Source organism: Aeromicrobium sp. (assembly GCF_036675695.1).
Lineage (GTDB): Bacteria > Actinomycetota > Actinomycetes > Propionibacteriales > Nocardioidaceae > Aeromicrobium.
Window position 1 is genome coordinate 1 of sequence record NZ_JAKFEL010000162.1, and the last position, 10,790, is coordinate 10,790.

13 protein-coding genes and 1 pseudogene are annotated in these 10,790 nt (G+C 65.5%); 10 read left to right on the forward strand and 4 right to left on the reverse strand.

Translation table 11 applies throughout. From position 1 onward, the window contains the following. Together V6M39_RS10535 and V6M39_RS10540 are read left to right on the forward strand one after the other, a co-directional pair. Positions 1-297 (forward strand): annotated as a pseudogene (locus V6M39_RS10535) (nitrite/sulfite reductase); the annotation flags it as partial. 196 nt (positions 298-493) lie between these two features. After that, positions 494-1,252: a sirohydrochlorin chelatase gene (locus V6M39_RS10540; protein WP_332643775.1), complete on the forward strand. Its 759-nt coding sequence runs from the start codon at positions 494-496 to the stop codon at positions 1,250-1,252. Between the two features lie 99 nt (positions 1,253-1,351). On the opposite strand, the gene V6M39_RS10545 is transcribed toward V6M39_RS10540, so the two are convergent. Next, complete coding sequence (locus V6M39_RS10545; RefSeq protein WP_332643776.1) at positions 1,352-2,191, reverse strand: PPK2 family polyphosphate kinase; 840 nt, start codon at positions 2,189-2,191, stop codon at positions 1,352-1,354. Positions 2,192-2,229: 38 nt separating this feature from the next. Here V6M39_RS10545 and V6M39_RS10550 point away from each other — a divergent pair, with 38 nt between their 5' ends. The 5 genes from V6M39_RS10550 to V6M39_RS10570 are packed head-to-tail and all read left to right on the forward strand — an operon-like array spanning position 2,230 to position 4,901. Next, on the forward strand, positions 2,230-2,913 hold the full coding sequence (locus tag V6M39_RS10550; RefSeq protein WP_332643777.1) for a pyrimidine reductase family protein: 684 nt from the start codon (positions 2,230-2,232) through the stop codon (positions 2,911-2,913). Between the two features lie 34 nt (positions 2,914-2,947). Continuing rightward, a complete protein-coding gene (locus tag V6M39_RS10555) occupies positions 2,948-3,433 on the forward strand; it encodes a hypothetical protein (protein ID WP_332643778.1) in 486 nt (161 codons plus the stop codon). 22 nt (positions 3,434-3,455) lie between these two features. Next, the gene (gene msrB, locus V6M39_RS10560) at positions 3,456-3,866 is read left to right on the forward strand and encodes a peptide-methionine (R)-S-oxide reductase MsrB (RefSeq protein ID WP_332643779.1); all 411 of its coding nucleotides are present in this window, start codon (positions 3,456-3,458) and stop codon (positions 3,864-3,866) included. Between the two features lie 9 nt (positions 3,867-3,875). Further along, positions 3,876-4,223: a VOC family protein gene (locus V6M39_RS10565; RefSeq protein ID WP_332643780.1), complete on the forward strand. Its 348-nt coding sequence runs from the start codon at positions 3,876-3,878 to the stop codon at positions 4,221-4,223. A 57-nt stretch (positions 4,224-4,280) separates the two neighbouring features. Next, positions 4,281-4,901, forward strand: a complete 621-nt coding sequence (locus V6M39_RS10570) for a hypothetical protein (RefSeq protein ID WP_332643781.1) — start codon at positions 4,281-4,283, stop codon at positions 4,899-4,901. On the opposite strand, the gene hemQ is transcribed toward V6M39_RS10570, so the two are convergent. From hemQ to hemE, 3 genes are read right to left on the reverse strand one after another with little or no spacing between them, the layout of a single operon-like run. Continuing rightward, entirely contained in the window at positions 4,898-5,605 is a 708-nt protein-coding gene (gene hemQ / locus V6M39_RS10575; protein WP_332643782.1) for a hydrogen peroxide-dependent heme synthase, read from the reverse strand. The two genes, V6M39_RS10570 and hemQ, sit on opposite strands and share 4 nt — an antisense overlap. Further along, positions 5,602-6,912: a protoporphyrinogen oxidase gene (gene hemG, locus V6M39_RS10580; protein ID WP_332643783.1), complete on the reverse strand. Its 1,311-nt coding sequence runs from the start codon at positions 6,910-6,912 to the stop codon at positions 5,602-5,604. Before hemG ends, hemQ begins: the two co-directional genes overlap by 4 nt. A 2-nt stretch (positions 6,913-6,914) precedes the next feature. After that, positions 6,915-7,952, reverse strand: coding sequence for a uroporphyrinogen decarboxylase (gene hemE, locus V6M39_RS10585; protein ID WP_332643784.1), 1,038 nt, complete (start codon positions 7,950-7,952; stop codon positions 6,915-6,917). Between the two features lie 82 nt (positions 7,953-8,034). On the opposite strand from hemE, the gene V6M39_RS10590 reads away from it, so the two are divergent. From V6M39_RS10590 to V6M39_RS10600, 3 genes are all read left to right on the forward strand, one after another. Next, entirely contained in the window at positions 8,035-8,625 is a 591-nt protein-coding gene (locus V6M39_RS10590) for a DUF3000 domain-containing protein (protein ID WP_332643785.1), read from the forward strand. A gap of 2 nt (positions 8,626-8,627) precedes the next feature. After that, positions 8,628-9,965, forward strand: a complete 1,338-nt coding sequence (locus V6M39_RS10595; protein WP_332643786.1) for an HRDC domain-containing protein — start codon at positions 8,628-8,630, stop codon at positions 9,963-9,965. Between the two features lie 89 nt (positions 9,966-10,054). Continuing rightward, complete coding sequence (locus V6M39_RS10600) at positions 10,055-10,651, forward strand: hypothetical protein (RefSeq protein ID WP_332643787.1); 597 nt, start codon at positions 10,055-10,057, stop codon at positions 10,649-10,651. Positions 10,652-10,790 lie beyond the last annotated feature (139 nt).

Sequence of the window (10,790 nt, forward strand, 5' to 3'; positions counted from 1 at the left end):
GTCAACGTCAACGGCTGCCCCAACTCCTGCGCACGCATCCAGACGGCCGACATCGGCCTCAAGGGCATGCTCGTCATGGACGAGCACGGCGAGCAGGTCGAGGGATTCCAGGTTCACCTCGGTGGCGCACTCGGACTCGAGGCCGGCTTCGGTCGCAAGCTCCGCGCACACAAGGTCACCGCCGACCACCTCCCCGAGTACGTCGAGAAGCTGTCGCGCACGTACCTCGAGCAGCGCGACGACTCCGAGTCGTTCGCTCGCTGGGTCGCCCGTGTTGACGAGGAGGTCCTCCGTTGACCGCCCGCGCCGTGCCATTTCACTGCCCGTACTGCGCCGACGAGGACCTACGTCCCCACGGCGAACAGCACGGCGAGTGGGAATGTCGCTCCTGTCTGAGGGCATTCAAGCTCAACTTCATCGGCCAGCTCGCAAATCCCACAACACCCGCAGGACCCACTACAACCATCGCATCACCCGGAAGGAGGCACACATCATGACCGCACCAGCACTTATTGCTCTTGCGCATGGCAGCCGTGACCCGCGTTCTGCCGCAACCATCAACGCCCTCACGGAGCTGGTCGCATGCATGCGTCCCGACCTCCGGGTGGAGCCTGCGTTCCTCGACCTCGCAGAGCCCAGCTTCGACGAGGCCGTTGACCGTCTGGTCGCCGAAGGGCACCAGGAGATCGTCGTCGTCCCGCTGCTGCTGAGCGAGGCCTACCACGCACGGGTCGACGTACCCGCTGTGATCGAGGCCGCGGTCAAGCGTCACGACGGAATCCAGGTCCACGCGACCCGGGTGCTCGGTATGGAATCCGCTTTCTTCAACGTTCTCGACAAGCGTCTGCGTGAGGCACTGTCCAAGAACCGGGTACGTGAGCTCGACGCTCTCGTCCTGGCCGGGGCCGGCTCGTCCGACCCGATCGCCAACGCGGCGATCTCGCGGGCTGCCCGTGCGTGGGGTGCTCACCACAAGCTGCCGACGATCGCGGCGTTCGCGTCGAGCGTTCCGCCGGCGGCCGGTGAAGCCGTACGCCAGCACCGTGCCGACGGTCGTCGTCACATCGCGGTGGGCACGCTCTTCCTCGCACCGGGCGTCCTGCCCGACCGCGTCGCCGAGCTTGCTCTCGAGGCGGGAGCCGTTGCAGTCGCCGAGCCGCTTGGTGCAGACGTCGAAGTAGCCCGGGTCATCCTGGCTCGCTACGCCGTCGGTGCCGTCGAGCTAGTACCGCTGGACGCACTGTTCGCCTGATTCACACGACGAGCACGGCCCCCTACGCGCTTCGCGTGGGGGGCCTTCTCGATGGACGCGCCCGTTGGGGGCTCTTCGCGTGGGGGGACCCCCAAGTTCCTACGTGTTCGTGAGGCGGGCCTTCTCGGTCTCCACGTCGAAGTCGGCGGGTGGCCACTCCAAGTTGAGTCCTCGCAGCTTCTCGGCGAGGAGAGCAGCGACGGCCCAGTTGCGGTACCACTTGCGTCCGCTCGGGATCAGGTGCCAGGGCGCCCATTCGGTAGAGCACCGCTCGATCGCGATCTCGTATGCGCGCTGGTAGTCGTCCCAGAGCATCCGCTCGTCGATGTCGCCCGGGTTGTACTTCCAGTGCTTCGTCGGATCGTCGAGCCGGGCCGCCAGGCGCTCCTTCTGGTCGTCGGTCGTGATGTGCAGGAAGCACTTGATGAGCACTCCCCCAGAGTCGGTGAACGCCTTCTCGAAGTCGTTGATCGCGTCGTAGCGGCGCTCGATCTCAGCGGGCTCGGCGAGTTGGCGCACTCGTCCGATCAGCACATCCTCGTACTGTGAACGGTCGAAGACACCGATCTTGCCGGCGGCTGGGAGGTGCTTGTCGATGCGCCAGAGGAAGTCGTGCTCGAGCTCTTCCGGGGTCGGCTTCTTGAACGAGTAGATCGACAGACCCTGTGGGTCGACGAGCCCGGCGGCGTAACGGATGATCCCGCCTTTGCCCGAGGTGTCCATGCCCTGCAGGAGCAGCAGCACCTTGGTGTCGCCGGTCTTCGCCTGTCCGTTGGCGAACAGGCGCTCTTGCTGGTCGCTGAGCTCCTCACCGAGCAGGGTCATCGACTTCGCAGAGTCATCCTTGGCGCCATCGAAACCTGTCGTTGCGCGGGAGTCGTAGTCGGCGAGCTTGATCTTGCCAGAGACGGCGAGTTGCTCGCCCAAGGTCGTGGCCATGCTCGGGAGTATGCCGGACCGGCACATACGATGCATGAATGATTCCGGAGCAGGCTGAGCTCGAGCGGCTGTACGCCTATCCCGAGGGTGGCAAGCCCTGGATACGTACCAACTTCGTCTCGACTCTGGACGGTGCGGCGTACGACGAGAGCGGCAAGTCCGGCTCACTCGGTGGCGAGGTGGATACGCGTGTCTTTTCGCTGCTGAGGTCGCTTGCCGACGTGATCATCGTCGGTGCCGGGACGGCACGTACCGAGGGCTACCGACCCGTCGGCACCGAGGAAGTCGACGCAGACCTCCGTGCACGTCTAGGGCTCGCCCCCGTGCCACCGATCGCCGTGGTCAGCCGACGGCTCGACATCCCTGATGAGCTCCGTGATCAATTGCTGATCACCACGACCGACGCTCCTGGTCTCGACGCACTTCGGGAGGACATGGACGTGTTGGCGTTCGGCGAGGGTGTCATCGACTGGTCCGCCGTCCTCGCCGAGCTCGCCTCGCGCGGGCTGACCCGTGTGCTGTGTGAAGGCGGGCCGACATTGCACGGAACTCTCGTCGCGCAGGACCTCGTCGACGACCTGTGCCTCACGATTGCACCTGTCCTTGCGGCTGGCTCTGCACCTCGCATCGCCCACGGGCCCGAGGCTGTCACACACCACATGCGGCGCTCGCACGTACTCGACGCCGACGGAGTACTCCTCACACGTTGGTTGCGGTCGTAGTCTGAGAGTACGGACATCCACCGAGAGGCCACGCATGTATGACGTCGCACTGCTGATCGAACGACAGCTCAACGAACTCGACGCGGATCAGATCATCGCCCTGCACGAAGGACTCGAAGACACTGTCCGCTATCACCTGCTGCTTCCTGTGCAGCCCTCCGCCGCTTTGCTGACGGCATCGATGGGCACGCTCGGGGGGCAGATCCCCCTGACCGAGCCTGACGTCCTCGAGGACGTGCAGAACGAGATTGTGAAGGCCGGCCAGTCAGAGCTCGACGCCAGCGCGGCGCTCATCACAGCTCGCGGTGCCGAGGTCACGTCCTTGCTGACCGAAGGGGACCCGATCGACGCCCTGATCGCGATGGTCAAGGACACCGGCTCCAACGAGGTCATCATCCTGACCGAGCCGCACATCGTGAAGGAGTTCCTCCAGATCGACTGGACCTCGCGCGCCCAGCGCAAGCTCGATGTACCCAGCATCCACCTGCTGGAGCACGTGCCATTTGATGCCCAGCGCTAGGGCGCGTGCGTACGCTTGAGACATGGCTTACGACGTTGAGAAGACCGAGGACGAGTGGAAGGCCGAGCTGAGTCCGGCCGAGTACGACGTGCTCCGCAAGGCCGGTACAGAGCGTCCGTTCAGCTCCTCGTACGAGACCGATCCCACGGTGGGCGTCTACGCGTGTCGCGCCTGTGGGGCTGAGCTGTTCCGCAGCGAGACGAAGTTTGATGCCCACTGCGGCTGGCCGGCGTTCTACGAGCCGCTTGCCGAAGACCGCGTCGAGTACATCGAAGACCGCTCGATGTTCGGTGGCGTCCGGACCGAGGTGCGTTGCGCCCGTTGCGGCTCGCACCTGGGCCATGTGTTCAAGGGTGAGGGCTTCGGCACCCCGACCGATGAGCGCTTCTGCATCAACGGCATCGCCCTGAGCCTGGAGCCCAAGAACGGCTAACGTCGTGCCATGACGCTCTCGTTGCACATGGTCACGGTCGACAGCACGGATCCGATGCCGCTTGCCCAGTGGTGGGCCGAACAGCTCGGCGGTGAGATTGAGGCTGAGATGGGTGGCTGGTACATCATCGTAGGCCTGCCCGGGATCCCCCAGAAGGTGTCATTCCAAAAGGTCGACGAGACCGCGTCGGGCAAGAATCGCCTGCATCTTGACCTCAGCACCGCCGACCTCGAGGGCGATACGAAGCGGCTGTTGGCCGCAGGAGCCGGACTCGTGCAGGAGCACGAGATGCAGGGGTTCCACTGGAACGTCTTCACCGACCCCGATGGCAACCAATTCTGCGTCGCCCAGGCCTGACCTAACCCGTTTCGACGTTTCGCTGCTCGAGCCATCCCAGTCCCCTAGCGTGTGCGAATGCGCTCACGCCTTCTGCTCGTCGCCATCGGTCTGATCGCTGGCATCGCCTTGACGTCGGCCGCCGTGTGGGCCAACGGCTTCCGGACGCACCTCGACACCCAGACAGGGACGAGCTCCACAAGGTTTCAGAAGGTCGTCTCAGGAGCGACGTACACCGCCGACGTCGGGTCCTTGTGCATAGAGGGCAACACAGACGCGACCATCACGGGCGTCCGTATCGGGCGAACATACGGAAGCATCCGGATCGTCGACTTCGACCTCGGCCCTGCGGACACATCGCCTCAAGAGCTCGCGAAAGGCACCCTGGACTCGTTCTTGGTCGACGAACACAAGATCAACTCGAATCTCGGTCGGAATCTCCGGACACGCTGCGCCCCATCGCAGTGGGACGTACGCTTCCTCGCCGTCGAGATGAGAGTCGACAAGAAGGCCAAACCCTCTGATTTCCCGATGGCGGCGGAGCACTTCATCGTCGACTACAAGATCCGCGGGATGTCCAAGAGCATCACGCTTCCGTCGTCGGTCATGTTCTGTCGCGGCGACGAGACCGCGCAAGAAGATGAAGAGACCTTCGGGAGCGAGCCCTCGTCACCCCTCGGTTGCGCCGGCTGGGACTAGGGCCAGAGGGTGGTGAGCTCGCTGACGGTGTGCGCCTGGCCGGTGTAGAACGGGATCTCTTCGCGTACGTGGCGTCGCGCTTCTGTGGCACGCAGCTCACGCATGAGGTCGACGATGCGGTGCAGCTCATCGGCCTCGAATGCCAGGATCCACTCGTAGTCGCCGAGCGCGAACGAGGCGACGGTGTTGGCGCGCACGTCGGGATAGTCCCGCGCGGCCATGCCGTGCTCCTTGAGGATGTCGCGACGTTCCTGGTCGGGAAGGAGATACCAGTCGTACGAGCGCACGAACGGGTAGACGCAGACGAACGGATGCGTCTCCTCTTCGGCCATGAACGCCGGGATGTGTGAGCGGTTGAACTCTGCGGGACGGTGCAATGCAAGCTGCGACCAGACCGGGGCCATACGAGAGCCGAGCGCGGTGCGACGGAACGAGTTGTATGCCGCCTGCAGCGCTTCGCTGGTCGGCGCATGCCACCAGATCATCAGGTCTGCGTCGGCGCGGAGACCACTGACGTCGTACGTTCCGCGGACCACGACATCGTCGGCTGCCAACTTGGCGATCAATGCCTCGACTTCGGCAGCCTCGGCCTGGCGGTTGGTTTCGCCGAGCACGTGCTCGAGCTTGAACACCGACCACATCGTGTAGCGGATCGTCTCGTTGATCTCCTTGGCCAGCTTGCCTTTGTTCGCGATCTCACTCATGTATCTATTGTCCCACCGAGCAGCCGGCGCGCGGCAGCCTGTCCTGACGCAATCACAGCAGGGATGCCGACACCGCGATAGGCAGCACCGCAGACCTCGACTCCGGGCACTGTCGCCATGTCGCGCTCGATCGTGTCAACCCGGTCGAGGTGGCCGACGGCATACTGCGGCAGGCCGCCACCCCAGCGCTGGACGTGTGAGTCGAGCGGGTCGGGCAAGCCGCCAAATGCTGTGCGAAGGTCTGCCAGCGCACGAGCGGTGAGGTCTGCGTCGTCGCTCTGCAACAGAGTCGCCTCGCCCGCACGGCCGACGGAGGCACGTATGACCGAACGGCCGGTGTCGGCAACCCATCCCCACTTGTTCGACGAGATGGTCGCGGCCTTGATGAACGTGCCGTCGACAGGCGGAACCAGGAAGCCAGAGCCCTCGAACGTGGGCCCGTCGTCGAAGACGTAGGTCACGAGCGCGACGCTGGCGTAGTCGATCGCGGCCAGCGCGAATGCGGCATCGGGAGCGACCTCGGCCAGCAAGCGCGCGGCCGCAGGTGCGGGGGCAGCGACCACGACCGCGTCGACATCGATCGCGTCGACGTCCGTGGTTGGTCCGACCGAGAGTCGCCAGCCGTCAGCCGTACGGGCGATCTCGCGGACGGTCGCGTCGAGGCGTACGTCGATACCCGCGGCGACTGCCTCGGGCAGCTGCCCGACTCCCCCAACGAGCCCGGCGAACACAGGACCTGAGGCGGTGGCTTCTGCCCTGGCTTTCGTTGCTCCAGCGAGGAGATCACTGCCGAGTGCCGCGATCTGCGGTGCCGTCGCCCGGAGCGAGAGCTGATCGGCGTGCCCGGCGTACACCCCGCCGAGGAGCGGTTCAACGAGCCTGTCGACGACATCGGCGCCCAGTCGCGCGCTGACGAACTCCGCGACCGACACATCGCCGTCCGGAACGTCGACGACATGGGGCGTGATTTCAGCGATGCCGTTGACCTCAGCCGAGATCGGGATGCCCATCACGGTTGGTGGCATCGCGCGCAGCGAGCCGTGGGTCCAGATCGCCGCATCGATCGTGCGCGGGTTGACCACGCGATCGTCGAGCCCGACGGCGTGCATCAGATCGAGCCCTTCGGGTCGCCGAGCCAGGATCGACTCGGCACCGAGGTCGAGCGTCAGGCCGCCGACATCGCCCAGCATGAGCTTGCCGCCCAAACGGCTGGAGCCTTCGAACAGGAGGACATCAGCGCCGTCGTCCGCAAGTTGGCGGGCAGCAGCAAGCCCCGCCATTCCACCGCCGACGACTGCGACGCGCATCGTCAGTTGGATTCGTAGCCGTGGACGAAGTCGACGAGCCGAGCCAGTGAGTCTGGATCGGTTGCCGGGAGAACGCCGTGGCCGAGGTTGAACACGTGGCCCTCGGCGGTCCGACCGGCGTCGATGATCTCGGCAGCCTTGGCATGCACCAGCTCGGTGGGCGCGAAAAGCAGCGTCGGGTCGAGGTTGCCCTGGACGGCCTTGCCCGGACCCACACGGCGTACGGCTTCGTCGAGCGGAACTCGCCAGTCGACGCCAACCACATCGGCACCTGCCTGGCCCATCGAGTGCAGCAGCTCGCCGGTGCCCACGCCGAAATGGATGCGGGGAACACCAAGATCAGCCACCGAGGCCAGCACAGCCTCGGAGTGCGGGCGTACGTACTGCTCATAGTCAGCGAGCGAGAGGTTGCCGGCCCAGGAGTCGAACAGCTGAATCGCCGAAGCACCCGCCTCGACCTGAAGGCGCAGGAACTGGCCGGCGATCACCGAGATGCGTGCCAGCAGCGCGTGCCACAAGTCGGGATCGGAGTACATCAGCTTCTTGGTCTTGCGGTGGTCCTTCGACGGACCGCCTTCGACCAGGTACGACGCGAGCGTGAACGGTGCACCGGCGAAGCCGATCAGCGGCGTCGAGCCGAGCTCACCGACCAGCGCCTTCACGGCATCGGTGATCGTGGTGACGTCGTCGGCTTCGAGATCGCGGAACTGGTCGAGCTGAGCGTGCGAACGAATCGGATCAGCGATGACTGGTCCAGTGCCCGGCACAATGTCGAGGTCGACACCGATCGCCTTGAGCGGCACCACGATGTCGGAGAAGAAGATCGCCGCGTCGACGCCATAGCGGCGTACGGGCTGCATCGTGATCTCGACGACCATGTCGGTCTGGAAGCACGAGTCGAGCATCGCGACGCCTTCACGCAGCTTGAGGTACTCCGGCAACGACCGGCCGGCCTGCCTCATGAACCACACGGGCGTGTGCGAGGGCTGCTCGCCACGGCACGCTTGGAGGAAGGCGCTGTCAGTCAAAGTTGCGGTCACCCGCTCATTGTCTCAGGGGGCAGTCTCAGCTGAGCGGAGTGTCGGGATCCCGCGCTGACCCGATCGCGCCTACGATCACAGTGTGGGAGCCCGAAGTGAAATAGACCGCACCCCCGCACAGTTCACGGCTGCGGTCGAGCAGGTACGGCACGCGTCGCTGCGACCTGAGGTCGTGGTCGACGAGATGCCCGCGCCCCAACGCATCGCCCCGCACTCGTTCGCCATCAGCGGCGACGTGCTCGTCGGCGAGGAAGAGCTGGCCACCGGACGCTTCATCCTGTTGCACGATCCGGCGGGCAATGACGCATGGGGCGGTACGTTCCGTTGCGTCACGTTTGCCCGTGCTGAGGTCGAGGCTGACATGGCTGCTGACCCGATGCTCGCGAGCGTCGGGTGGAGCTGGCTGACCGAGTCGCTCGAGGCGCAGGGCAGCCACCACACGGCCGCGAGCGGCAGCGTCACCGTCGTACGATCCGAAGGTTTCGGAGAGATGGATGCCGACGGCTCCAGCGCGCAGATCGAGGTACGCGCATCGTGGACGCCGATCATGGATGCCAAGTCCACGATGGCCACCCATGCGAGCGCCTGGACCGATCTGCTGTGCGCCATCGCCGGTCTGCCTCCGCTCGCACCAGGTGTGATCCGACTCCAGCGCAAGCGTGGCGTTCGTTGACGGTGGCAGAAGAACCCGAACATGGGGGTCCCCCCACGGCCACCGATGGCAACACCATCGACGCCGAAGCTGGCGGACGTCGGGGGAGAGAGCCCGCGGAGCTCGCCGAACCTGTGGAGCCCGAGGCTCCCCGTCTCCAGCTTCGCGAACCACTCACCCCCGTCGTCGACACGCCGCCGGCCCTGGCAGAGACCTGCGAACGCATTGCGGCCGGCACCGGACCGATCGCCCTCGACGCTGAGCGCGCCTCGGGATACCGCTACTCGCAACGCGCCTATCTCGTCCAGGTGAGGCGCGAAGGCTCGGGCACGCATCTGATCGATCCGATCGCGTTCGACAACCTCGTCACTCTCGACACCGCCTTCGACGGCAACGAATGGATCCTGCATGCCGCAACGCAGGACCTCATGTGCCTTGCCGAGGTCGGCCTCTACCCCGAGTCGCTGTTCGACACAGAGCTGGCCGGCCGCCTGCTCAACCTCCCTCGTGTAGGACTCGCGGCGCTCGTCGAGCACTATCTCGGCCTCAGCCTCGCCAAGGAGTTCTCGGCCGCTGACTGGTCGACCCGTCCCCTGCCGGACCCATGGCTCGTCTACGCCGCGCTCGATGTCGAAGTGCTTGTCGAGTTGCGCAACCTGATCGACGCCGACCTCGTCGCAGCGGGCAAGCGAGAGTGGGCTGCCGAAGAGTTCGATGCGCTCCTGAGGTTCCAAGGACCGCCGGAGCGCAAGGAGCCCTGGCGCCGTACGTCGAGCATCCACAAGGCACGAGGGCGTCGCGCGTTGGCCGTCGTACGCGAGATCTGGGAGACGCGGGACGCCATCGCGACCGACCGCGACATCACGCCCGGGCGCATCCTCCCCGACTCATCGATCATCGAGATCGCCGTCACCGCACCGCAGGACCTCAACTCGCTGAAGTCGATGAAGGTCATGAAGAACCGTGGACCACGTCGATTCGTCAGCGAGTGGTTCGACGCCGTCGAGCGCGGGCTCGCGCTCGACGAGAAGCTGCTTCCAACGACCGGCCAGAAGGTGGACGGTCCCCCACCGCCACGCGCCTGGGCCGACAAGAACCCCGTCGCGGCCCTACGCCTTGGCCGTACCCGCGAGGTCGTCACCTCAATTGCGGAGAAGCACAACCTGCCGCCTGAGAACCTGATCAGCCCTCAGCTCGTACGCAATCTCGCCTGGGAACCGCCGGCCGAGCTCACAGTTGCCACGGTCTCCGATTCCCTCGCCTCACAAGGCGCTCGACCGTGGCAGATTGGGCTGATCGCAGAGCTGTTGACCGAGGCACTCGACGCCCCGGACGAGGCACCCACAGACCTTCCGTCTTGAAGGTGGGGTTTGCCCGAAGCCGCGAGAGCCATGACCCCCTGAATTGGTGGTCGCCGGTTACGGTGGTCGCATGAAACGCGGGGGTCTGCATGACTGAGAGGTTCAAGAAGCCTGCGCTGCCCGGCGCCGAGCTGTTCGAGTCGCAGGCCGATGACGTCTCCGATCCGGCTGAGATGGCCGCCGCCGGCCACCGCATCGCCAACCTCCTCGTACGCGGTCCTCGCAACGACGAAGACCAAGGACTCGTTGATCGCGTCCTGCATCTGGCCGATGCTGAGGGACTTGGTGTCATCGCTGATCTCTGGTCACACGCTGCTGCCGACACCGTCGCCGGATCGCTGTGGCGCCTCTACCTGCTCCGTACGTGGGTCTACCGCTCGCCCGAGCAGGCCGCGCGCGAATACGCAGCCGGCAAGGCCTACGCGCCCGTACACGAAGTACTCGCCGGTGTCGTCGATCCTCCGGGCCCAGACGAAGTCATGGCCTTGGTCGACACGGTGATTCGCGGTGTCGTCGGCGAAGACTTCGATGTGACGCTCGATCGTGCCGCGGCGTTTGCGCACATCGTCGGTGTCGGACGAGGGCAGCTAGAGTCCGGCGATCCGCACAGCGCGGCCAAGTTGGTCGACACTGCCATGCACCTGAGGCGCTGCGCTGAGCTCGAACGCGCGGCACGCCTTCACTGATTGCAGTTGAGGTCGGGGGCTCGTCAGTTAGGCTTGTCTACGCGTCGGGCTGTGGTAGCCCCGGGACCTAAAATCAGCCGCTTCGAGCGGCCACGCGCCGTGAGGCGCTTCCCAGCCCGGCGCATCATCTTCAGGCATA

What these genes read in the sequence shown, in the direction of transcription:
- V6M39_RS10540 (WP_332643775.1), top strand. Translation starts at nt 494, where the DNA reads ATGACCGCACCAGCACTTATTGCTCTTGCGCATGGCAGCCGTGACCCG.
- V6M39_RS10545 (WP_332643776.1), bottom strand. Translation starts at nt 2,191, where the DNA reads ATGGCCACGACCTTGGGCGAGCAACTCGCCGTCTCTGGCAAGATCAAG.
- V6M39_RS10550 (WP_332643777.1), top strand. Translation starts at nt 2,230, where the DNA reads ATGATTCCGGAGCAGGCTGAGCTCGAGCGGCTGTACGCCTATCCCGAG.
- V6M39_RS10555 (WP_332643778.1), top strand. Translation starts at nt 2,948, where the DNA reads ATGTATGACGTCGCACTGCTGATCGAACGACAGCTCAACGAACTCGAC.
- msrB (WP_332643779.1), top strand. Translation starts at nt 3,456, where the DNA reads ATGGCTTACGACGTTGAGAAGACCGAGGACGAGTGGAAGGCCGAGCTG.
- V6M39_RS10565 (WP_332643780.1), top strand. Translation starts at nt 3,876, where the DNA reads ATGACGCTCTCGTTGCACATGGTCACGGTCGACAGCACGGATCCGATG.
- V6M39_RS10570 (WP_332643781.1), top strand. Translation starts at nt 4,281, where the DNA reads ATGCGCTCACGCCTTCTGCTCGTCGCCATCGGTCTGATCGCTGGCATC.
- hemQ (WP_332643782.1), bottom strand. Translation starts at nt 5,605, where the DNA reads ATGAGTGAGATCGCGAACAAAGGCAAGCTGGCCAAGGAGATCAACGAG.
- hemG (WP_332643783.1), bottom strand. Translation starts at nt 6,912, where the DNA reads ATGCGCGTCGCAGTCGTCGGCGGTGGAATGGCGGGGCTTGCTGCTGCC.
- V6M39_RS10600 (WP_332643787.1), top strand. Translation starts at nt 10,055, where the DNA reads ATGACTGAGAGGTTCAAGAAGCCTGCGCTGCCCGGCGCCGAGCTGTTC.